This window comes from Agromyces sp. NPDC127015 (assembly GCF_042725165.1).
Lineage (GTDB): Bacteria > Actinomycetota > Actinomycetes > Actinomycetales > Microbacteriaceae > Agromyces > Agromyces chromiiresistens.
On the sequence record NZ_JBHXDI010000002.1, the window covers coordinates 63,854 to 85,602 of the forward strand.

A 21,749-nucleotide genomic window follows, 5' to 3' on the forward strand; every position below is an offset into this window, starting at 1 on the left:
TCGAACCACGAGTGCGACCCCCGGGTGATCTCGCCCTGCCAGGCCCTCGACCATCCCTGCACCCGAGTGTCCCCCGGTTCGCTCCGTTCGGGGTACGCCCAGTTCGAGGGTCAGTGCCGGTCCGGCGAGAGCGGCGACCTCGAGCGACACCGTCAGTAGAGCAGGAACTGCTTCTTCTCGGCCGAGTCGAAGCCGTCGATCGACACCGCCAGGTAGTACGAGGCGCCGCCGGCCGGGACCGACTCACGGGGCCCCTCGCAGGTGTCCTTGCTCGAACGCGTGCGGTCCCAGGCGATCGGCGAGCTCGACGAGATCGGCTTGCCCGGCTGCAGCGACACCTCGGCGTCGATCGCGTCGACCTGGCAGTCGGTCGACGTCCAGTAGACGTCGTCGCCGCTCGTGATCGTGAAGACCTGGGCCTTCGTGCCGGCGTTCAGCACGCACACGTTCTTGCCGGTGTTCTCGATCGTCACCGAGAGCTGCGGCTGCTGGCCGGCCTCGTACGACGACTTGTCGGTGATCGGCTCGACCACGATCTGCTCGGGTGCGCAGGGGTCGCCGTCGGCCGCGGTGGGCTCGGTCGGAATCGTCGTCGACTCGGGGTCGCTCGTCTTCGTGGCGTCCGTCGCGGCCGGCTTGCCGTCGCCGGTCGAGGGCTCTTCGCCCTGGCTCGCTCCCGGCCGCACGATGATGAGCACGATCGCGGCGACGACCGCGAACAGCACCAGCAGCACGACGACCCGACGGCGCCGGTACACCTGAGGTGACGGGCGTCCGGCCGGAGGGTTCGTCGACATGGTCACAGGGTACGACCGAGCGGCGCCCAGCCCGACGCACCCGGACGGCGGGTTTCGACAAGCTCCCGGAGGACGGTTCAGAGTCGTTTCAGCATGCGGGTGTTGCCGAGCGTGTTCTGCTTGACGCGGGCGAGGTCGAGGAACTCGGCGACGCCCTCGTCGTGCGAGCGCACGAGCTCGGCGTAGACCTCGGGGTCGACGGTCTCGGCGCCCATGTCCATGAAGCCGTGCCGCCCGAAGAACTCGACCTCGAACGTGAGGCAGAACAGCCGTGAGAGGCCGAGCTCGCGGGCGTCGGCCTCGAGCGCGTCGAGCAGTGCGTGGCCGACCCCCCGGCCGAGCCAGTCCTCGCCCACCGCGAGCGTGCGCACCTCGCCGAGGTCCTCCCACATGACGTGCAGCGCCCCGGCCCCGATAATCCGCCCGTCGGCCGTCTCCGCGACGCGGAACTCCTGGATGGCGCCGTAGAGGTCGACCCGCTCCTTGCCGAGCAGGATGCGTCGGGTGACGAACGGCTCCACGACGTCGATGATCTTCGGCACATCGCTCGTGCGCGCACGGCGCACGTGGAACTCGGTCGTCATCCGCCCATCGTATTGCCGCGTGGGTGACGATGACGACGGCGGGCGGACACGACGAGGGGGCGGATGCCGCAGCATCCGCCCCCTCGTATCGTGTGCGCTACTCGCCCGATGCGGCCGCGAGGTCGGGCGTGGCCGTGCCGGTGCCGAGGGCGGCGTTCGCGTTCACGCCGACGTTCGCCGGCAGCGCCCGCTGCGACGTCGTGAAGACGAACTCGCCGTTCTGGAAGTCGACGTGCACGTGGTCGCCCGCGTTGAGCTCGCCGTGCAGGATCTTCTCGCTCAGCCGGTCTTCGACCTCGCGCTGCACGGCACGGCGAAGCGGGCGGGCGCCGAGCGCCGGGTCGAACCCGACCTCGATGAGCCGCTCCTTCGCCGCCTGCGTGAGCTCGATCGTCATGTCGCGGTCGAGCAGGCGCTCGCTGAGGCGCTTGAGGAAGAGATCGACGATCTGCAGCAGCTCGGGCTTCGAGAGCTGCGGGAACACGATGATCTCATCGACGCGGTTGAGGAACTCGGGCTTGAAGTGCTTCTTGAGCTCTTCGTTGACCTTGCCGCGCATGAGGTCGTACCCGGTGCGGGTGTCGCCCTCGAGCTGGAAGCCGACCGGCCCGCCCGAGATGTCCTTCGTGCCGAGGTTCGTCGTCATGATGATGACGGTGTTCTTGAAGTCGACGACGCGACCCTGACCGTCGGTCAGACGACCCTCCTCGAGGATCTGCAGGAGCGAGTTGAAGATGTCGGGGTGCGCCTTCTCGATCTCGTCGAAGAGCACGACGCTGAACGGCTTGCGGCGGACCTTCTCGGTGAGCTGGCCGCCCTCCTCGAAGCCGACGAACCCGGGAGGGGCGCCGAAGAGCCGCGAGACGGTGTGCTTCTCGCCGTACTCCGACATGTCGAGCGAGATCATCGCGGCCTCGTCGTCGAAGAGGAACTCGGCGAGCGCCTTCGCGAGCTCGGTCTTGCCGACGCCCGTGGGGCCGGCGAAGATGAACGAGCCCGAGGGGCGCTTCGGGTCCTTCAGGCCCGCACGGGTGCGCCGGATCGTCTTCGAGAGGGCGGAGATCGCCTCCTCCTGGCCGATGACGCGCTCGTGCAGCGCCTTCTCCATGAAGACGAGCCGGCTCGACTCCTCTTCGGTGAGCTTGAAGACGGGGATGCCGGTGGCCTGGGCCAGCACCTCGGCGATCAGGCCCTCGTCGACGACCGCGGTGGTCTTGACGTCGCCCGACTTCCACTGCTTCTCGAGGCGCAGACGCTCGCCGAGCAGGTTCTTCTCCTCGTCGCGCAGCGACGCGGCCTTCTCGAAGTCCTGCTCCTCGATCGCCGTCTCCTTCGCGGCGCGGACCACGGCGATCTTCTCGTCGAACTCGCGCAGCTCGGGCGGCGACGACAGGATCGACAGGCGCAGGCGCGCGCCGGCCTCGTCGATCAGGTCGATCGCCTTGTCGGGCAGGAAGCGGTCGCTGATGTAGCGGTCGGCGAGATTCGCCGCGGCGACGATGGCGCCGTCGGTGATCGACACCTTGTGATGCGCCTCGTAGCGGTCGCGCAGGCCCTTGAGGATGTTGATCGCGTGGGGCAGGCTCGGCTCGGCGACCTGGATCGGCTGGAACCGGCGCTCGAGCGCGGCGTCCTTCTCGAAGTGCTTGCGGTACTCGTCGAGCGTGGTCGCACCGATCGTCTGCAGCTCGCCGCGGGCGAGCAGCGGCTTCAGGATCGACGCGGCGTCGATCGCGCCCTCGGCGGCGCCGGCACCCACGAGGGTGTGGATCTCGTCGATGAAGACGATGATGTCGCCGCGGGTGCGGATCTCTTTGGTGACCTTCTTCAGGCGCTCTTCGAAGTCGCCGCGGTAGCGGGAACCGGCGATGAGCGAGCCGAGGTCGAGCGAGTAGAGCTGCTTGTCCTTCAGCGTCTCGGGCACCTCGCCCTTGACGATCGCCTGCGCGAGCCCCTCGACGACGGCGGTCTTGCCGACGCCGGGCTCGCCGATGAGCACGGGGTTGTTCTTGGAGCGGCGCGAGAGGATCTGCATGACCCGCTCGATCTCCTTCTCACGGCCGATCACCGGGTCGAGCTTCGACTCGCGAGCGGCCTGCGTGAGGTTGCGGCCGAACTGGTCGAGGATCTGCGAGCCGCCCTGCGGGGTCTGCTGCTCGTTCGCGCCGACCTGCACCTGCTCCTTGCCCTGGTAGCCCGAGAGCAGCTGGATGACCTGCTGGCGCACGCGGTTGAGGTCGGCGCCGAGCTTGACGAGCACCTGGGCGGCGACGCCCTCGCCCTCGCGGATCAGGCCGAGGAGGATGTGCTCGGTGCCGATGTAGTTGTGGCCCAGCTGCAGCGCCTCGCGGAGCGAGAGCTCGAGCACCTTCTTGGCGCGCGGCGTGAACGGGATGTGCCCCGTCGGCTGCTGCTGGCCCTGGCCGATGATGTCCTGCACCTGCTCGCGCACCGCGTCGAGCGAGATGCCGAGCGATTCGAGCGCCTTGGCGGCGACGCCTTCACCCTCATGGATGAGCCCGAGCAGGATGTGCTCGGTGCCGATGTAGTTGTGGTTGAGCATCTTGGCCTCTTCTTGGGCCAGGACGACGACACGACGGGCTCGGTCGGTGAATCTCTCGAACATGCTCTACTCCTCACGGCCCCACTGGGCAGGGGACGTCGTTACATCGAGCGTAAACACTCGGGATGCCTCGTGGGCCGGTGTTCGCCGTGGGCGCATCGCGATGCAGTGGTTGACGCGAGACCGCGGACGGGTCATTGTTATCGATATTCGATGTTAATGATTTTCGATATGGAGCTGCGAATGTCCCTCATCGCCGACACCCGACTCAGCCGGAGCGACCAGGCCGGTATGTTCCTGACCATCGCCATCGCGGCGGTGGCGATCGTCACCACCGTGTGGCAGGCGGTCGCGCGCCTCGTCGAAGTGGTGCCCGGCCGCGACGTCCCCGTCCTCGTCCCGTTCATCGGCGAGGCGGCGACACTGCCCATCGGCCCCGACGGCGCCCCGATCGAGGTCGACGTCGAACAGGCGGTCGTGACGGTGCCGCAACCGGCCGCCGCGACGCAGTTCGCCCTCGTCGCCGAGCCGATCGTCGTCGCGCTCGCGGTCACCGCCGGGGTCGTGCTGCTCGCCCTGCTCTGCTGGAACCTCGCCAGGGGGCGGGCGTTCACGCGCGCGAACACGCGCATCATCTGGTGGGGCTCGGCCGCGATCACGGCCGGATGGGTGCTCGGGTCGCTCTTCCAGACCATGTCGGTGAACGGGGCCCTCTCGGCCGTCAGCGAGTACACCTACGACGGCATCACCTTCTCGATCAGCTGGGTGCCGTTCTTCGCGGTGCTCGTGCTCGCCGTCGTCGGGGCCGCATTCCAGGTCGGCGAGCGGCTGCAGCGCGACGCCGAGGGCCTCGTCTGATGGCCCCCGCCGAACCCGACGAGGCCTCCGACGTGCACTGCCGGCTCGATGAGCTGCTCGAGGCGAGGGGCATGACGCTGACGAGGCTCAGCGAGCTCGTCGGGGTCTCGATCGTGAACCTCAGCGTGCTGAAGAACGATCGCGCCAGAGCCATCCGGTTCTCGACGCTGCAGGCGATCTGCGAAGCGCTCGAGTGCGAGGTCGGCGACCTGCTGGTCGTGCGCCCGCGCTGAACGACGACGGGCCGCCGGGCCAGGAAATCAGATCCTGCCCCGACGGCCCGTCGATCGGTCGCCCGGCGTTACGCCTTCACCGTACGGCGGCGGCGCATGAAGAGCAGCAGGCCACCCGCGGCGATCACCGCGAGGCCGACCCAGCCGGCCGTCAGGCTCGCGCCCGTCGACGGCAGCGGCGGCTGCTCGGGCGTGACCGGCGCGCAGTCCTCGCTCGACGACGAACCGTTCCAGAACTCGATCGTCGCCGAGTTCAGCGTGCCGCTGCCCTCGTCGCTCGAGCCGACCGCGCAGTCGGCCTGGTCGGAGGTCACATCCGACGCGACGTCGGCGGTCACCTCGACGGCGTAGACGTGCTCACCGCCGGCCGGCAGCACCGCGGTCGTGACCGCGATGTCGTCGATGCCGTCCCAGTCCGGGTTGATCTCGATGCCCTCGGGGCCGGTGATCTCGGCCGAGATCGGCGTGATGCCGTCGCCGAACTTCAGCTCGTCGGTGAGGTCGTACGACTCGTCCGTCGCCGACAGGCTCGTCACGGTGATCGTGTACGAGACATCCCACGTGCCGTCGCCGTTGTCGACGGCCGGGCCGTCGACGGTCTTGGCGATGTCGAGCGGGCCGCGTGCGACATTCTCGATGTCGCAGGCGATCAGGTCGCCCGGCTGCACCGTGAAGTCGCTCGCGTCGATCGGCGACGGGCCGGCCTCGCCGACCGGGTCGACCGTGCACACGAGGTCGCCCGCGACCCAGCCCTCGCCCGGGTCGGCCTCGGCGAGCGAGAAGCGGCCGCCGGGCAGGACGCCCTCGAACACCGCGGTGCCCTCGCCGCCCTCGGTCGTGACGCTCTCGACGACGGGGTCGCCGGCAGGCGCACCCTCGACGTCGAGCGGGGTCAGCTCGAAGTCGAAGGTGCCGTCGCCGCCGACGGCGGACTTCGTGACCTCGATCTGGCCGGGCACGGCCTCGTTCGTCAGCGCGCATTCGATCTCGGTGTCGATCTCAGCGGTGAACTGGAAGCCGGGTGCGTCGCCGTTGCCGTCCTCGAGCGCGCCCTCGGCACCGGTGCAGGTGATGGCGCCCATGTTCCAGCCGTCGACCGAGGTCTCGAAGACCGTGTAGTCGTCGCCGGGCACGAGATCGGTCCACGTGACGCTGTCGGAGCCGTTTCCGGCGCCGCTCACCGTCTGGGTGCCGGGCTGCTCGCCGGGGACCGGCGAGATCGTGAGGTCGAACGCCCACTCGAAGCCGTCGGCGACGCCCTCGACGCTCTTGGTCACGGTGACCGAGCCCGGGAGCGCCTCGTTCGTGAACACGCAGGTCACGACGGCGCCGGGCACGAGGACGACGGCCGTCGACGTGCCCTCGGGCGTGCCGCAGCTGATCGAGTCGAGCTCCCAGCCGTCAGGCAGCGTCTCGGCGACCGTGTAGTCGCCGGGCACGATGAGTCCCGAGCTCCACGGGTTCGCCTCGTCGTCGGTGGCGTCGTTGAGCGTGAACTGCTCGTCGGCGCCTTCACCGGTCAGCGAGAAGTCGAAGTCCTGGTCCCACTCACCGGGGATGGTCTCCTTGTCGACGCGGATCTCGCCGCGCTGCGTGTTCGTGTAGGTGCACTCGACGCGCTCACCCGGGTCGACATCGAGCACCGCCGAGAAGTCGGCGAGGTCGACGATCGTGCCCTGGTCGGGGTCGACGCAGACGAGGTTCGTCGTGTCGTAGCCCTCGAGCGCGGTCTCGGCGAGGTCGTAGCTGCCGGGCTCGACCGAGTAGACCTCGCTGTCGCCCGATCCGTCAGTCGCGTCGATCGTGAACGTCGACGGGTCCTCCAGCCAGCTGCCGGTGTACTCGAAGACGGCGCCCTCGGTGCCGTCGACCACCTTGTGCACCTGGATCTCGCCGTTCTGCGTGTTCGTGAAGACGCAGTGGGTGCCCTCGCCCGCGACGGTGGTCACGGTCTCGCCGTCGGCGATATCCGTTCCCTCCGGCGAGCAGGTGACGTCGGTGAGGTTCCAGCCCTCGGGCACGGTCTCGGTCACGGGCACCTCGCTGCCGGGCGCGAAGTAGACCGGCGCGCTCGTCTGGCCGTCGGTCAGCTGCACGGCAGTGCCGTCGACGTCGAAGTCGAACGTCTGGGCCGAGGCGTCGGGCAGCGTCTGCTTCTCGACGGTGACCCACGAGGTCGTGTTCACGATCGTGCAGGCGGTCACGTTGCCCTCTTCGACCGGGAACACGTCGTCGGGCGAGGTGAGCTCGATGATGCGGTCGTCGATCTGGCAGCTCATCGACAGCAGCTCCCACGGCACGCCGTCGGGGATGACCTCGCCGAGCGTGTAGTCCTCGCCCGCGAAGACGTCGGGCCACACGTCGGTCTCGCCGATGCGCAGCGTCTCGTCGATCGCCGTCTGGTCGGGGTAGATGTCGCCCCCGCCCGCGCGCTCCACCGTGTAGGCGAAGTCGACGGTCGAGGTGATGCCCTGCGGGTCGGAGAGCTTCGTGACGCTCAGGGCACCGCAGTTCGTGATCACGAGCGGGTTCTGCGGCTGGAAGAAGTCGATGATCTCGGCGGTCGCCGAGTTGCCGGTGCGCGTGAACCCGATGCCGGTCGCGAAGCCCTCGCACGACTCCTCGTCGAAGAGGCCGACGCTCGAGAGGTCCACGGCGATCTCGCCGAACGTTCCCGCCTCGCCGGGCAGCGGCCCGGGGCCCTCCATGCGCGCTCCGACCGCCGCCTCGAACACGAGGGTCTGCTGGATCGGCACCCAGAGGCCCGGTCCGTCGGGGTCGGTGCAGTCGCCGTCGGCCGCGACCCAGCGCAGCGCTCCGGCGGTGGTCGTGTTGTTCGCCGAGTCGTAGTTGAACTCCACCGCGAAGTCGTCGCAGCGGCCGGCCTCTGGGCCCTCGAACGTCTGGAAGGTGCTCATGTCGCCCGAGCCGTCCAGGCGCGTCCAGTACATGTAGAGCACGACGTGCTCGTCGCCCTGGTCATCGGTGACGACCTCGTACGCCGCACCGCCGGTGCAGGCGTCGTCCTTGGCGTTGACGTTGGCCGGGGCCGGGGCCCACGGGTTGTCGTTCTGCTTCTGCGACCCGGGCGAGCCCGTCTGGTCGACGCCGGTACACGCGATGTCGGAGGCGCCGTTGTCCCATCCGCGCGTCGCGTAGACGATACCGGTCGACGAGAATCCCTGGTCGGTCGTGTACGGGACCGACCCGAGGAAGTCCGACGTCCCCTCCGCGGGGAGCGGCGCCAGGATGCTGTCCCAGTCGGTGTCACCGGGATCCGAGCCTTCCAGCGTCATGTTGCCGTCGATCTCGAACCCGGTCTGGAGACCACCGGGTTCGAGCGTGGCCGCCGACGCCGGTGCGGCGAGCAAGGCGGGAGTCAGGAGTGCGCCGAACAATGCGGCGATGGCGGCAGCAGCCGTCAGTTTGCTTCTGGGCACGAAGAACGTCCTCACGTGTCGGGTTGCCGTCCCGGGTGAACGGCGCACGTGATCGCAACGCTAGTGCGGCAGGACCCCTCACTTCAGGGTTCGATGCCGAACGTCTTACCCCAGTTCAGGGGTGATTTCCGATTCGGGGTACGAGGGTTCCGCGAACCGGGGTACAGTACGCGGCTACTTGATCGGAACCGTGATCTCGGTGTCCTGCACCTCGACGACGAGCGGCTTCGTCGTCGTCACGTCCATCGGGGTCCAGAAGACGGTCGTGTGCGGCACGAGGTCCATGGTGCACATCTGGTTCTCGGGGTACTGCTTCATCTCGATCGCGACCCGGTTGCCCGTGGCGGCCGGTTCGACGACGCTGATGCGCTCGCCCACCGGCGGGCACGTCGAACTGCCCCACAGCGTGACCGAGAGCTGGCCGCCCTCGCCGACCCAGCCGGCCTGCGGCTCACCCGTGCCGTCGCCGCCCTCTTCACCGCTCGCCTCGCCCTCGTGATCGGACACGGGGGCACCCGAGTAGTTCTCGGCGGGCGTCTTCGGCGGCGCGCACGCCGCGAGCAGGAACACGGAAGCCAGGGCCGCGGCAGCGAGGCCGGCACGACGAAGACGCACGGAGGTAGCCATGCGGCAATGCTATCCGGTCGACCGCCGCTGATTCAGCCCGCCCGGCCGCGTCGTCGGCGCGGATTAGGCTGGCGCCATGAGCAATCTCGAGAAGGATCCGCTCGAACTGCTCTGCCCGCCCGAGGGGCGGCAGGGCCCGGCCGTGCAGGTCCTCGAACCCCGCGACGTGCCGCTCGGCGGCCCGCGGGCCATGAACGTGCGGCGCACGCTGCCGCAGCGCGGCCGCACGACGATCGGCGCCTGGTGCTTCGCCGACCACTACGGCCCCGACGACGTCGCCGTCTCCGGCGGCATGGTCGTGCCCCCGCACCCGCACACCGGGCTGCAGACCGTGAGCTGGCTGTTCGAGGGCGAGATCGAGCACCGCGACTCAACCGGCAGCCGAGAGCTCGTGCGGCCCGGGCAGGTGAACCTCATGACCGCCGGCCGCGGCATCTCGCACTCCGAGGTCTCGACGGCGACGACCGCACGACTTCACGGCGTGCAGCTCTGGGTCGCCCTGCCCGACGCCTCCCGTCACACGGCGCCGTTCTTCGAGCACGCCGAGGTCGAGGCGCACGAGGTCGACGACGCCGTCGTCCGGGTGTTCGCCGGCTCCCTCCCCTCGATCGGCGACGATGCCGGCGTGACGCTGTTCAGCCCGATCGTCGGCGCCCAGATCGACATCGCGGCCGGCGGCGAGGCGTGGATCGAGCTCGACCCGGCGTTCGAGCACGGCGTGCTCGTCGACGTCGGCCCCGTGCACGTCACGATCGCGCCGACCGACGACGAGGTCGACGAGACGCGCGCCGACGCCGACGGGCTCGCCGTCGCGGGCCACTCGGCGGTGCTCGACCGGAGCGAGCTCGGCTACCTGCCCGTCGGGCACGAGGGGGTTCGCCTCCGCGCCGACCACGGCCCGGTGCGGGTCGTGCTGCTCGGGGGCGTGCCGTTCGGCGAGGAGCTCGTGATGTGGTGGAACTTCATCGGCCGCGACCACGACGAGATCGTCGAGTACCGCCGCCAGTGGCAGGCCGAGGTGATCGGCCGCGACAACCCCGACGGGCGCTTCGGGCACGTCGACTACGAGGGAGCCCCGCTGCCGGCACCCGACCTGCCGACGGTCAGGCTGAAGCCGCGGTCCTGAACCTCCCGATCGTGGATGCCTCGCCGTGGGCGTCCCTCCGAGGCCACCGACCGCTGCCGGCTATTGCAGGGCGGAGGTCAGCCTGGCGAGGTTGTCGAGCACCGTCGAACGCAGCGGTTGCTGCAGCCATTCGTCGAGCGTGAGCTCGCGGCTGTCGTGCCGATAGCCGTCTTCGACCGCGCGCATCTCGCGCACGAACGAGGCGCCCCGCACGAGCAGCGACACCTCCATGTTGAGCTCGAACGACCGGATGTCCATGTTGCTCGACCCGATGACCGCGACGTCGTCGTCGATCGTGAAGTGCTTCGCGTGCAGGATGTACGGCGCCTTGTACATGTAGATCTTGACGCCGGCGCGCAGCAGCGCCTCGTAGTACGAGCGCTGCGCGTGGTACACGAGCGCCTGGTCGCCGATCTCTGAGACGAAGAGCTCGACGTGCACGCCCCGCTGCGTGGCGCCGCTGATGGCGTAGAGCATCGACTCGTCCGGCACGAAGTACGGGCTCGTGATGATGAGCTTCTCCTTCGCCGCGTAGAGCAGCGCGAGGAAGAGCTTGAGGTTGTTCTCGCTGCGGAAGCCGGGGCCGCTCGGCACGACCTGGCAGTCGAGGTCCTGCGCCTCGCCCGGCTGCTCGAGCGCGTCGGTGAGGTCGCGAGCGGGCTCCTCCCCCGTCTCGAGGTACCAGTCGGTCGCGAAGATCGCGTCGAGGCCCGCGACGATGGGGCCCTCGACCCGGGTGACGAGCTCCTTCCACTTGAGCCCGCGGCGCCGGTTGCTGCGCTTGTTGTAGCTGCGGTCGATGATGTTCTGCGATCCCATGAAGCCGACGTCGCCGTCGACGACCAGGATCTTGCGGTGATTGCGCAGGTCGGGCCGCTGGTACTTGCCCTTGAACGGCTGCACCGGCAGCATGAGCTGCCAGCGCACGCCCATGCGGTCGAGGCGCTTCAACGTCCTGCGGTAGCCGGCGACCCTGGCCGAGGCGACGTGGTCGAGCAGGACCTTGACGTCGACGCCGCGGGCGACCGCGTGGCCGAGCGCGTCGAAGAACGGCGCCGTCGTCGCGTCGAGCGCGAAGATGTAGAACTCGACGTGCACGAACCGCCTCGCGCTCCGGATCGCCGCCGTCATCGCGTCGAGCGAGCCCTGGTAGTCGCCGATGAGGCTCGCGCTGTTCTGCCCGATGAGCGGCATCGAGCCGAGGTTGCGGTTGAGCCGCACGACCCCTTCGAACCAGCTCGGCCAGGCACGCGAGTCGCTCACCCGCTCGACGCCGTGCGTCGACTCGCGGATGTACCGGTCGACCTCCGCCTGCTTCTCACGACGATGCTTGGGCAGCTTCGGGTTGCCGATGAGCACGAAGAACAGCACCCCGAGGAACGGGATGAAGAAGATCGCGAGCAGCCACGCCATGCCCGCCGTCGGGCGGCGGTTTCGCGGCACCACGATGACCGCGATCACGCGCACGACCAGGTCGACGATGAGCAGGACCACCGTGATGACGAGGGTCGTCTGCTCGACGCCGGAGCCCATGCCGTCAGGCGGCCGGGTGCTCGCGGGCGATCTTGGCGCGCTCCTCGGCTTCGATCCGCGCGTACGCCTTGCGCTCGTTGCGATCGGCGCGGATGACCGCGCGCATCACGAACCAGAAGATGAGGCCGATGAGCACGGTCGGCGCGAGCGACCAGATCGCGTTCGCCCAGAAGTCGTTCATAGTGCGTACAGGATATCCGGCTTCCCTGCGAGTTCCACCGTCGCGGCCGGCACTCGGGTGCTCATCGGACGATCCGCTCGCCGGCGCGGATCGGCACGGGCCAGCGATTGCCGGGCACGGGCATCACGCAGACGTAGTGGTCGGAGAACGCGCACGGCGGCAGGGTGGCGCGATTGAAGTCCACGACGACCGTTCCGCCGGCCGACGCGGGGAAGCGGATGAATCGGAACGGGTGGCTCTCGCGCCCGGCCGTCGCGTCGGCGAAGGCGGCGGAGAACCAGCCGTCGTCCTCCTGCACCGTCAGCGAGAACGCCTCGCCCGCCCATTCGAGGTCGACGACCGCGTCGAACGCCGACGCGGCGGCGTGGCCGTCGACCGAGATCGTCTCGGTCGTGGTCGCCGTCGGCCGCACGCGTCCCGTCAGCCGCGCCGCCTCCGTGAACGCGAACCGCTCGATCGACGAGATCCCCCTGGCGGCCGGCGCGCCGGGATCGAGGACCCTCAGTGCCGACGCCCCGTCGCGCTCGAAGGCTCGCAGAAGGAGGCCAGCGACCTCCGCCTCCTGCCCGGGGGCGAGGCGCAGTCCGTCGTCGCCGAGCACGTCGCCGCCGCTCGCATGCCAGCGGCCGGGCAGTCCGTCGAGTTCGGCCGGCTCGGCCGTGAGCCAGTGCGTCGCGGCGAGCGTCGCGATGCCCCACTCGCCCCACACTCGGGCCTCTCGCTCCTCGATCCACTCCTCGTGCGCTGCGCCCAGGTCCATGAGGCTCCCGTTCTCGATGTCGACGACGTCGCATGACGTTCGTATGCATATTGTTACGCCATCGAAACCTAGAGATCTATAGTCTCTGCCTATGGAGGATGCAGGACTCATCGAGATCGACGCCCTGACGCGGGTGCTCGACGTCCATTCGCTGCGGATCCTGGTCGCGATCGACCGGACCGGCTCGATCAGCGCGGCCGCGCGCTCGCTCGGATTCAGCCAGCCGACCATCACCCAGCACGTGCAGCGCCTCGAATCACGGCTCGGCACGCCGCTCGTCGCCCGCACCGCCCGCTCGGCGAGCCTCACCGCGATCGGCCAGCTGCTCGCTGCCCACGCGCCGCGCATCGACGCGAGCCTGACCGCGGCCGCCACCGAACTCGCGCGGGCGCTCGGGCACCGGGTGGGCACCGTGCGCATCGCCGCCCCCGCCGAGGCCGTCGTCGGCACCATCGCCCCCGCGCTCGCCCGCATCGCCGCCGACATCCCGGGGGTCGAGGTGCGCTTCGTCGAGGCCGAGGCCGATGAGGCGCTCGAACTCGTGCGATCGGGGCGCGTCGACGTCGCCGTGATCACCGGCGCCTCCGGCGAGCGCGGGCAGCGCCTCCGCCGCGACGGCCTGCGATCGACGTTCCTCTACGCCGAGGAGCTCATCGCCGCCCTCCCGTTCGACGAGCGTCCCGGTCACGGCACCCGCGTCGAGGCATCCGCGCTCACCCAGCTGCCGTGGATCTTCGGCGAGGGAACGCGTTCGGGCGTCGTGGCTGCGGCCGTGGGCCGCGCGACCGGACCCGGCGACCTCGAGGTCAGCCGCCCCGATGCCGCGCTCGCACTCGTCGCGGGGGGCTTCGGGGCGACGTTCCTGCCCGAGAGCGCGTTCGCGTCGGCCCCGCCGCCGGGTGTGCGGGCACTCGGCCTGAGCCCGGCGCTCAGTCTCCGCACCGTCGCCGTCACGCTCGCCGAGGCGAGCGAGATCCCCGCCGTCGCGGCGAGCCTGCGCATGCTCGCCGCACGTCGTCCGAGCGGCTACGAGGTCGAGGCGCTCGCCGAAGCCCGGCGCCGCTCGAACGGACATCGTGCGCGCTTCGCACGCCCCATCGCCCTCGCACCACTCCCGAGATCGCAAGAGGAGGACTCCCCCATGTCCGCATCATCCCGTTCCCGCATCGCGCGGGCAGGCGCCGCAGCAGCCGGTGTGCTGCTGCTGGCCGCCTGCACGAGCGGCGCAGCCGAATCGAGTACCGGCACCGACACCGGCGAGGAGATCGAGCACATCAGCGTCGCGCTGCCGGGCTCGCTCTCGAACCTGTACGTCGGCCAGGAGGCCGGCATCCTGAACTACTACATCGCGTCGATCGCGCAGGAGGGCCTCGTCTCGGTCGATGCCCAGGGACGGGTGCAGCCGGGGCTCGCCGAGTCGTGGGAGCAGACCGACGACGTCACCTACGTCTACGAGCTCCGCGACGATGCGGAGTTCCAGGACGGTACGCCGGTCACCGCCGACGACGTCGTGTTCAGCCTCGAGCAGGCCCGCGACGAGACGACCTCGCCGGGCCTCGCGTACTACCTCGCCGGCGTCGACACGATCGAGAAGACCGACGAGCACGAGGTGACGATCACGCTCACCGCGCCCGACGCCGCCTTCGCCGCGAACATGAGCTCGGGCGGAGCCGCCTTCATCACCTCGCAGGCATTCTGGGAGGAGCACGGCGGCAAGGTCGGAACGGCCGACGCGCTGCTGCTCGGCACCGGACCGTACCAGGTGACCGAGTTCGTGCCCGACTCGCACGTGCAGTTCGAACGGGTCGACACCTGGTGGGGCGAGCTCCCCAAGGTGAAGTCCATCACCGTCGAGTTCATCCCCGACGAGTCGACGCGCCTGCTCGCGGCGCAGTCCGGCGACGTCGACGTCGCCTTCAACGTGCCGCTCGCGCAGGCGACGCAGTGGGAGCAGCTGCAGACCATGCGGGTCGAGTACGTCAACGACCTCTCGTACGTCGGGCTCTACTTCAACACCTCGCTCGCGCCGTTCGACGACCCCAAGGTGCGCGAGGCCTTCGCGCACGCGGTCGACCGCGACGCCGTCGTCGACAAGCTGCTGCGCGGCCACGGCGAGGCCGCGACCGCGATCATGACGCCCGAGTCGCTCGGCAAGGCGTACGACGGCGACGAGGCTCGCGAGGTGCTCGCCGGCATCCCCCAGTACGACTTCGACCTCGACGCCGCGAAGGCGGCGCTCGCCGCCTCCGACCACCCCGACGGCTTCGAGGCGGAACTCCTCACGCCGTCGACCGGCCCGCAGCTCGGCACCGCCGCGCAGTCGCTCGCGGAGAACCTCTCGGCGATCGGCATCACGCTGAACGTCCGCGAGGTGCCCATCGAGGAATGGCTCGCGAGCCTCGACGCCTCGTCGAGCTACGGCGTCGGCATGATGTGGTACTTCTCGACCCTCGGCGACCCGGCCGAGGTGCCGAGCTACCTGCTCGGCGCCGGCAACCCCTCGGCGTACTCGAACCCCGAGATCGACGAGCTGCTCGCACAGGCTGGAGCGGAGTCCGACCCCGCCGCGCGCGTCGACCTGCTCGTGCAGGCCGAGACGCTGCAGGCGGAGGACATCGTGAACGTGCCGCTCTGGTGGGGCCAGTCGGCCACCGCGTTCGCGAACGACCTCGGCTTCGACGACTACAGCTCGTTCGCCTTCATCTCGTCGTGGCCGACCCAGCTCTACCGCACCGCGCCGTGACCGAGTCCGCTCCCATCGCACGCGCGCCGCGACTCCGGCCCCTCGGCCGGATGCTCGCGGTGCGCGTGCTGGGCACGGCGGCGATCCTGTTCATCCTGTCGATCGTCGTGTTCTCGATGCTGCACCTGGCGCCCGGAGACCTCGTCAAGACGCTGCTCGGCACGCGCCCGGCCTCGCCCGAGGCCGTCGCAGCGATCCGAGAGCAGTACCACCTCGACGACCCGCTGCCCGTCCAGTACCTGCGCTGGCTCGGCGGCGTGCTGAGCGGCGACCTCGGGCAGTCGATCCGCCTGCAGACCTCGGTCGCCGACGCGATCGGTTCGCGACTCGGGCTCACGCTCGCCCTGTGCGGGCTGGCCTTCGCGATGGCCCTCGTCGTCGGCATCCCGCTCGGCGTGCAGAGCGCCGTGCGCGCGGGCGGCGTGATCGACCGCACGGGGACCGCGCTCGGGGTCATCGGCCTCAGCGCACCCACCTTCGCCGTCGGGCTCCTGCTGCTCTACGTCTTCGCGTACTACCTGCCGATCTTCCCGGTGTACGGCGGAGGACGAGGGCCCCTCGACACGCTCTACCACCTCGTGCTGCCGGCGGTCACCCTCGCGGCGGGCCTCGGTGCGATCGTGCTGAAGCTCACCCGCACGGCGATGCTGCGCGAACTCGATGCCGACTACGTCACGTCCGCGCGTGCGCGCGGCATCCCCGAGTCGCGCACCCTCCGACTCGCCCTGCGCAACGCAGCCATCCCGATCGTCACCGGCGCGAGCCTGCTGCTCACGTTCCTCGTCGGCGGAACCGTGCTCGCCGAGACGACGTACGCGCTCCCCGGCCTCGGCACGCTGCTGCAGGATTCGGTGCTCTTCAAGGACCTCGCCGTCGTGCAGGCGCTCACGCTGCTCGTCGCGCTCGTGATCGCCGTGATCGCGCTGCTCGCCGACGTCGCCTACCTGGTGCTCGATCCGCGCGTCCGCGCGCAGGGAGGTGCCGCATGACCGCCTCGCTCGGCGCCGTCGGCGTCGGATTCCGCTCCGGCAGGCGCGTGCCCGCGTCCATCGTCGTCTGCCTCGTGCTGCTCGCCGTCGTGCTGCTCGCCGTGCTGTTCGGCCCGCTGCTGTTCCCCGACGCGACCAAGCAGGACATCCTCTCGAGCCTCATGCCCGCCGGCTCGCCCGGGCACCCCCTCGGGACCGACGAGCTCGGCCGCGACATCCTCGCCCTCACCGTCGCGGGCGCGGCGTCGGCGCTCGTCGGCCCCGTGTGCGTCGCGGTCGGCTCGATGCTCCTCGGCATCCTGCTCGGCACCCTCGCCGGGTACGAGCGGGGCCCGCTCGACTTCGCGATCAGCCGGTGGACCGACCTGCTCCTCGCCCTGCCGGTGCTGCTCGCCGCGATCGTCGTCTCGGGCGTCTTCGGCGGCGGCTACTGGACGACCGTCGCGCTGCTCGTGCTGCTCTTCTCGCCGTCCGACATCCGGATCGTCCGGGCGGGCGTCCTCGAGCAGTCGGCGCGCCCGTACATCGAGGCGGCGCAGATGCTCTCGCTCTCTCGCTGGCGCGTGATGTTCCGGCACATCCTGCCGAACGTCTCCTCACTCGTCATCACGAACGCGATGCTCAACGTCGCGTTCGCCCTCGTCGCCTTCTCATCGCTGTCATTCCTCGGCGTGGGCGTGCCGCCCGGCACTGCCGACTGGGGCCGCCAGCTCACCGACAGCCGGGCGATCATGTTCGACAACCCCGCGGCGGTGATCGTGCCGGCGCTCCTCATCATCGTCGTCGCGTGCGCGGTCAACCTCGTCGGCGACTGGCTCGGCCAGCGCATGACCCGCTCGGGAGGCCTCGCATGACCGGCATCGAGGTGGCGATCGACGGCATCGCCGGGCCCGCGGGGCCGATGGTCGAGGCGCTCTCCTTCGCCATCGAACCGGGAGCCTCGCTCGCGCTCATCGGCGAGTCGGGGTCGGGCAAGACGCTCACGGCGAAGAGCCTCGTCGGCCTCCTCCCGCCCGGATTCGGCGCCCGGGGCGTCTTGCGGGTCGACGGACGCGAGCACCCGCTCGCGTCGACGGATGTTTCGTGGCGACGGGTGCGCGGCCGCGAGGTCTCCCTCCTGCTGCAGGACCCGTTCACGAGTCTCTCCCCCGTGCACCGCTGCGGGCCGCAGATCGCGTGGACCCTCGAGGCGAAGGCCGGCCGGCGGCTGTCGAAGCGCGAGCTCGACGTGGCCGTGGCGACGCGCCTCGCCGAGGTCAACCTGCCGGCCCGGGTGGCACGCGCCTACCCGCACGAGCTGTCGGGCGGCATGCGGCAGCGCGTCGCGATCGCCGCCGCGATCGCGAGCGACCCGCGCCTGCTCATCGCCGACGAGCCGACGACGGCGCTCGACGCCTCGAACCAGGCCGAGATCCTCGACCTGCTCCGCGAACTGCAGCACGAGCGCGGCATGGCGATGCTCCTCATCTCGCACGACCTCGGGCTGGTCCGCGGCCGCACCGACGAGGTGCTCGTCATGCGGCACGGCGAGGTGGTCGAGCGCGGCTCCACCGCGACGGTGCTCTCGGCGCCCGAGCACGCGTACACCCGCGCGCTCATCGCCGCCGACCCGGCGCTCGCCCTCGAGGCCGACCACACGGGCGACACCGCGCCCGGCCTCGGGCACGACGACGGCGCCGACGCGGGCGGGCGTGCACCGCTCGTCGCCGCCTCGGGCGTGGTCAAGCGCTTCGGGCCGCGCACGGTGCTCGACGGCGTCGACCTCTCGATCGCCCCCGGCCAGATCGCCGGTGTCGTCGGCGAGTCCGGATCGGGGAAGTCGACCCTCGCCCGATGCATCGCCGGCCTCGAACGCGAGGACGACGGCATGATCGCCTTCGACGGCCGCCCGCTCGCACCCGGTCGCCGGTCGCGCACGCCCGAGCAGATGCAGATCGTGTTCCAGGATCCCTACTCGTCGCTCAACCCGATGATGTCGATCGGCGCGATCCTCCGCGAGGCGCTCGCCGTCGGCGGGCGCCGTCCAGACGAGGTTCCGGCGCTGCTCGAGCTCGTCGGCCTGCCGGTCGACGCGGCGGTGAAACGGCCGGCGCAGCTCTCGGGCGGCCAGCGCCAGCGGGTGGCGATCGCCCGCGCTCTGGCGCCGCGGCCGCGCCTGCTCATCTGCGACGAGTCGGTCTCGGCGCTCGACGTGCAGGTGCAGGCGCAGATCCTCGACCTGCTCGGGCGCCTGCGCGACGAGCTCGACATCGCGATCCTCTTCATCTCCCACGACCTCGCCGTCGTGCGCCGCATCGCCGACACCGTCACGGTCGTCTGGCAAGGGCGGGTCGTCGAACACGGTACCTGCGCACAGGTGCTCGACGATCCCGCCGAGGACTACACCAGGCTCTTGGTCGCGGCGGCGCACCGCGACAGCACAGGAAGGACCCCCGTCGGATGACGACCACCGCCGATCCCCTGCTCGACGACGACCTGCGATCGGCGCTCGGCGCCGAGCGCGCGGCCCGCTGGGCGTCGCCGCGGGCGCCGTACGCGCCGCGCGTCGACCTCGTGCACCGCGACGGGCGGCCGGTCGCGGCGGCGCTCACCTCGCGCCGGGGAGCGACCGCCGCGATGAAGATCGTCGACGTCTGGTGGCGCACCGAGGCGGATGCCGCGACGGCGGCGGCCCTCGTCGACGACATCGTCGCCCGGGCGGAGGCCGCCGGCGACGCCGCAGTGAAGTGGGAGGTGCCGCTCGGACGGGACCTCCCGGCGTTCGCCTCGGAGCGCGGCTTCGCGCCCCTCGCCTCGCCGCACCCCTCGGCCCCGGGCACGCTCGGGGCGCGCGGCTACGTGCGCTGGCTCGTCGAGCTGCCGCACGCCGAGGCGCCCTACTACGCGCAGACGACGCTCTACACCTGCGGCGCGGTGAGCGGGCTGCTCGCGGCGGAGGCGGCGGGGGCCACCGGCTTCGGCGGTGCTCGTGATGCCTCGCCGGACGACCCGCAGGGCTCGGCGCAGCTGCCCTCGGTCGCCGACCGCGACCTCGAGCTCGCATTCTGGCGACGGGCGAGCAACTTCCCGGCGATCGAGCCCGTCGGGCTCGGCGTCGTCATGCGGGAGCACCTGCCTGCCGACCGCCCGGTCGAGGTGTTCCTCGACCATGACGGGCCGGTGCTCATCGAGGCCTACGCGGGATTCGAACGCGACTTCAGGGCGGAACTGCAGGCCGAGTCGCTGCGCCAGGGCGAGGCGGTCGGGCTCGCGGTGCACCGTACGCGGATCGGCATCGAAGAGATCGCACGGCGCGTCGCCGGCGGCGACCTCGCCCTGCTGCTCATCGATGAAGCGCCGATGCACGGGGAGACCGGACCGCACTGGGTGCTCGCGCATGCCGCGGGCCACGGCGTGGTCGTGATCGAGGATCCCTGGATCAGCTCGGACGAGGGCGAGACGTGGGTCGACTCGCACGAACTGCCGATCGCGCACGCCGACCTCGACCGCATGGTGGCCTGGGGCGCAGCGGGCTACCGCGGCGTCGTCTTCGTCGGGCGCACCTGATGGCGGCCGTGGGCGGCGCCGTGACCGACGTCGCGGCGCCGCCCCGCGCCGACCCGATCAACCCGGGGTGAGCAGTCCCCACACGCCCGAACCCACGAGGTAGAGCCCGACCGCGGCGACGACGACCCAGATCACGACGCGCGCCCTCGAGGGCGGCTCGCGATCGGGCTTCTCGCCGTTCGGCCGGTCGTCGGGTCGGTCGTTCATGCGAGGCATCCGTTCAGAGGGGGCGGGGTACGCGCTACTTGACGAGCGGGAAGAGGATCGTCTCGCGGATGCCGAGGCCGGTGACGGCCATGAGCAGCCGGTCGATGCCCATGCCCATGCCGCCCGACGGCGGCATGCCGAACTCGAGCGCCCGCAGGAACTCCTCGTCGAGGCGCATCGCCTCGGGGTCGCCGCCGGCGGCGAGCTTGGCCTGGGCCACGAAGCGGTCGCGCTGGATGACCGGGTCGACGAGCTCGGAGTACCCCGTCGCGAGCTCGAAGCCGCGGATGTAGAGGTCCCACTTCTCGACGACGCCCGCGATGTCGCGGTGGCCGCGCACGAGCGGCGACGTGTCCTCGGGGAAGTCCATGACGAAGGTCGGCCGCTCGAGGCCGCCCTTGATGTGGTGCTCCCAGAGCTCTTCGACGTACTTGCCGGGGATCGGGTGGTCGATCTCGATGCCGGCCTCGTCGGCGAGCTCCTTCAGGCGCGACATCGGCGTCTCGGGCGTGATCTCCTCGCCGACCGCCTGCGAGAGCGAGCCGTACATCGAGATGCGGTCCCAGTCGCCGCCGAGGTCGTACTCGGTGCCGTCGGCCCAGGTCACGACGTGCGAGCCCGACACCGCGGCTGCGGCGTCCTGGATCAGCTTCTGGGTGAGGTCGGCGATCGTGTTGTAGTCGCCGTACGCCTCGTAGGCCTCGAGCATCGCGAACTCGGGCGAGTGCGTCGAGTCGGCGCCCTCGTTGCGGAAGTTGCGGTTGATCTCGTACACCCGCTCGATGCCGCCGACGACGGCGCGCTTGAGGTACAGCTCGGGCGCGATGCGCAGGTACAGCTCGGTGTCGAACGCGTTCGAGTGCGTGACGAACGGACGGGCGGAGGCGCCGCCGTGCATGACCTGCAGCATCGGGGTCTCGACCTCGATGAAGCCGAGGCTCGTGAAGGTCTGCCGCAGGCTCGCGTTGACCTTCGCGCGGTCGATCACGTTGCGGCGGGCCTGCTCGCGGGCGATGAGGTCGAGGTAGCGCGAGCGCACCCGCGTCTCTTCGTTGAGCTCGTTGTGCAGGTTCGGCAGCGGCAGGATCGCCTTCGCCGCGATGCGCCACTCCTTCACCATGATCGAGAGCTCGCCGCGGCGGCTCGTGATGACCTCGCCCGAGACGAACACGTGGTCGCCGAGGTCGACGAGCTCCTTCCACGCGGCGAGCGACTCCTCGCCGACCTCGCCGAGCGAGACCATCGCCTGGATGCGGCTGCCGTCGCCCGACTGCAGGGCGGCGAAGCAGAGCTTGCCGGTGTTGCGCAGGTGCACGACGCGACCTGCGAGCCCGACCGTCTCACCCGACGCCTCGTCGACGCCGAGGCCGACGAATCGGTCGCGCACCTCGGGGATGGTCGCCGTGATCGGCAGGCGCACCGGGTAGGCCCCGCCGCCGAGACCGGATGCCTCGGCGATGAGCCGCTCGCGCTTGGCGAGCCGCACGGCCTTCTGCTCACTGATCTCGTCGGCAGTGGGTTCGGCGGTCTGGTTCGGCGTCTCGTCGGCCATCGTTCTCTCT

The 21,749-nt window shown here is 70.6% G+C and carries 18 protein-coding genes; 8 read left to right on the forward strand and 10 right to left on the reverse strand.

Annotation, left to right across the window (positions count from 1 at the left end; all coding sequences use genetic code 11):
* Positions 1-152 precede the first annotated feature (152 nt).
* The 3 genes from ACFWGP_RS06660 to ACFWGP_RS06670 all read right to left on the reverse strand — a co-directional run bounded on the left by ACFWGP_RS06660 (position 153) and on the right by ACFWGP_RS06670 (position 4,007).
* Positions 153-797, reverse strand: coding sequence for a hypothetical protein (locus ACFWGP_RS06660; RefSeq protein ID WP_376930457.1), 645 nt, complete (start codon positions 795-797; stop codon positions 153-155).
* Between the two features lie 77 nt (positions 798-874).
* Entirely contained in the window at positions 875-1,381 is a 507-nt protein-coding gene (locus ACFWGP_RS06665; RefSeq protein WP_231430028.1) for an amino-acid N-acetyltransferase, read from the reverse strand.
* A 97-nt stretch (positions 1,382-1,478) separates the two neighbouring features.
* The gene (locus tag ACFWGP_RS06670; protein ID WP_231430027.1) at positions 1,479-4,007 is read right to left on the reverse strand and encodes an ATP-dependent Clp protease ATP-binding subunit; all 2,529 of its coding nucleotides are present in this window, start codon (positions 4,005-4,007) and stop codon (positions 1,479-1,481) included.
* A 180-nt stretch (positions 4,008-4,187) separates the two neighbouring features.
* On the opposite strand from ACFWGP_RS06670, the gene ACFWGP_RS06675 reads away from it, so the two are divergent.
* Both ACFWGP_RS06675 and ACFWGP_RS06680 read left to right on the forward strand, forming a co-directional pair.
* Positions 4,188-4,802, forward strand: coding sequence for a hypothetical protein (locus tag ACFWGP_RS06675; protein ID WP_231430026.1), 615 nt, complete (start codon positions 4,188-4,190; stop codon positions 4,800-4,802).
* Positions 4,802-5,035 (forward strand): helix-turn-helix transcriptional regulator, encoded by a 234-nt coding sequence (locus ACFWGP_RS06680; protein WP_231430025.1) that lies wholly within the window; start codon positions 4,802-4,804, stop codon positions 5,033-5,035. Before ACFWGP_RS06675 ends, ACFWGP_RS06680 begins: the two co-directional genes overlap by 1 nt.
* Before the next feature lie 68 nt (positions 5,036-5,103).
* On the opposite strand, the gene ACFWGP_RS06685 is transcribed toward ACFWGP_RS06680, so the two are convergent.
* The gene (locus tag ACFWGP_RS06685; protein ID WP_376930458.1) at positions 5,104-8,475 is read right to left on the reverse strand and encodes an LPXTG cell wall anchor domain-containing protein; all 3,372 of its coding nucleotides are present in this window, start codon (positions 8,473-8,475) and stop codon (positions 5,104-5,106) included.
* Between the two features lie 174 nt (positions 8,476-8,649).
* On the reverse strand, positions 8,650-9,102 hold the full coding sequence (locus ACFWGP_RS06690; RefSeq protein ID WP_231430023.1) for a hypothetical protein: 453 nt from the start codon (positions 9,100-9,102) through the stop codon (positions 8,650-8,652).
* Positions 9,103-9,178: 76 nt separating this feature from the next.
* Between ACFWGP_RS06690 and ACFWGP_RS06695 the strand changes: the two genes are divergently transcribed.
* Positions 9,179-10,228, forward strand: coding sequence for a pirin family protein (locus ACFWGP_RS06695; RefSeq protein WP_231430022.1), 1,050 nt, complete (start codon positions 9,179-9,181; stop codon positions 10,226-10,228).
* Between the two features lie 60 nt (positions 10,229-10,288).
* Here the strand turns inward: ACFWGP_RS06695 and cls are convergent, their stop codons facing one another.
* From cls to ACFWGP_RS06710, 3 genes are all read right to left on the reverse strand, one after another.
* Positions 10,289-11,761 carry a cardiolipin synthase gene (cls, locus tag ACFWGP_RS06700; RefSeq protein WP_376930459.1) on the reverse strand — a complete coding sequence of 491 codons (1,473 nt, stop codon included), beginning with the start codon at positions 11,759-11,761 and terminating at the stop codon, positions 10,289-10,291.
* A gap of 4 nt (positions 11,762-11,765) precedes the next feature.
* Positions 11,766-11,942 (reverse strand): hypothetical protein, encoded by a 177-nt coding sequence (locus ACFWGP_RS06705; protein WP_231430020.1) that lies wholly within the window; start codon positions 11,940-11,942, stop codon positions 11,766-11,768.
* A 61-nt stretch (positions 11,943-12,003) separates the two neighbouring features.
* Complete coding sequence (locus ACFWGP_RS06710; protein WP_376930460.1) at positions 12,004-12,702, reverse strand: DUF1684 domain-containing protein; 699 nt, start codon at positions 12,700-12,702, stop codon at positions 12,004-12,006.
* A 91-nt stretch (positions 12,703-12,793) separates the two neighbouring features.
* On the opposite strand from ACFWGP_RS06710, the gene ACFWGP_RS06715 reads away from it, so the two are divergent.
* From ACFWGP_RS06715 to ACFWGP_RS06735, 5 genes are read left to right on the forward strand one after another with little or no spacing between them, the layout of a single operon-like run.
* A complete protein-coding gene (locus ACFWGP_RS06715) occupies positions 12,794-15,445 on the forward strand; it encodes an ABC transporter substrate-binding protein (RefSeq protein WP_231430018.1) in 2,652 nt (883 codons plus the stop codon).
* Positions 15,442-16,434 (forward strand): ABC transporter permease, encoded by a 993-nt coding sequence (locus ACFWGP_RS06720; protein WP_376930461.1) that lies wholly within the window; start codon positions 15,442-15,444, stop codon positions 16,432-16,434. Before ACFWGP_RS06715 ends, ACFWGP_RS06720 begins: the two co-directional genes overlap by 4 nt.
* Entirely contained in the window at positions 16,431-17,288 is an 858-nt protein-coding gene (locus ACFWGP_RS06725; RefSeq protein ID WP_376930462.1) for an ABC transporter permease, read from the forward strand. Before ACFWGP_RS06720 ends, ACFWGP_RS06725 begins: the two co-directional genes overlap by 4 nt.
* The gene (locus ACFWGP_RS06730) at positions 17,285-18,877 is read left to right on the forward strand and encodes an ATP-binding cassette domain-containing protein (protein WP_376930463.1); all 1,593 of its coding nucleotides are present in this window, start codon (positions 17,285-17,287) and stop codon (positions 18,875-18,877) included. Before ACFWGP_RS06725 ends, ACFWGP_RS06730 begins: the two co-directional genes overlap by 4 nt.
* Positions 18,874-19,980, forward strand: a complete 1,107-nt coding sequence (locus ACFWGP_RS06735) for a peptidase C39 family protein (RefSeq protein ID WP_376930464.1) — start codon at positions 18,874-18,876, stop codon at positions 19,978-19,980. Before ACFWGP_RS06730 ends, ACFWGP_RS06735 begins: the two co-directional genes overlap by 4 nt.
* Positions 19,981-20,037: 57 nt before the next feature.
* Here ACFWGP_RS06735 and ACFWGP_RS06740 read toward each other — a convergent pair whose 3' ends face one another.
* Together ACFWGP_RS06740 and lysS are read right to left on the reverse strand one after the other, a co-directional pair.
* Positions 20,038-20,187, reverse strand: a complete 150-nt coding sequence (locus ACFWGP_RS06740) for a hypothetical protein (protein WP_231430013.1) — start codon at positions 20,185-20,187, stop codon at positions 20,038-20,040.
* Positions 20,188-20,221: 34 nt separating this feature from the next.
* Positions 20,222-21,739, reverse strand: coding sequence for a lysine--tRNA ligase (gene lysS / locus ACFWGP_RS06745; RefSeq protein ID WP_231430012.1), 1,518 nt, complete (start codon positions 21,737-21,739; stop codon positions 20,222-20,224).
* Positions 21,740-21,749: the final 10 nt, after the last annotated feature.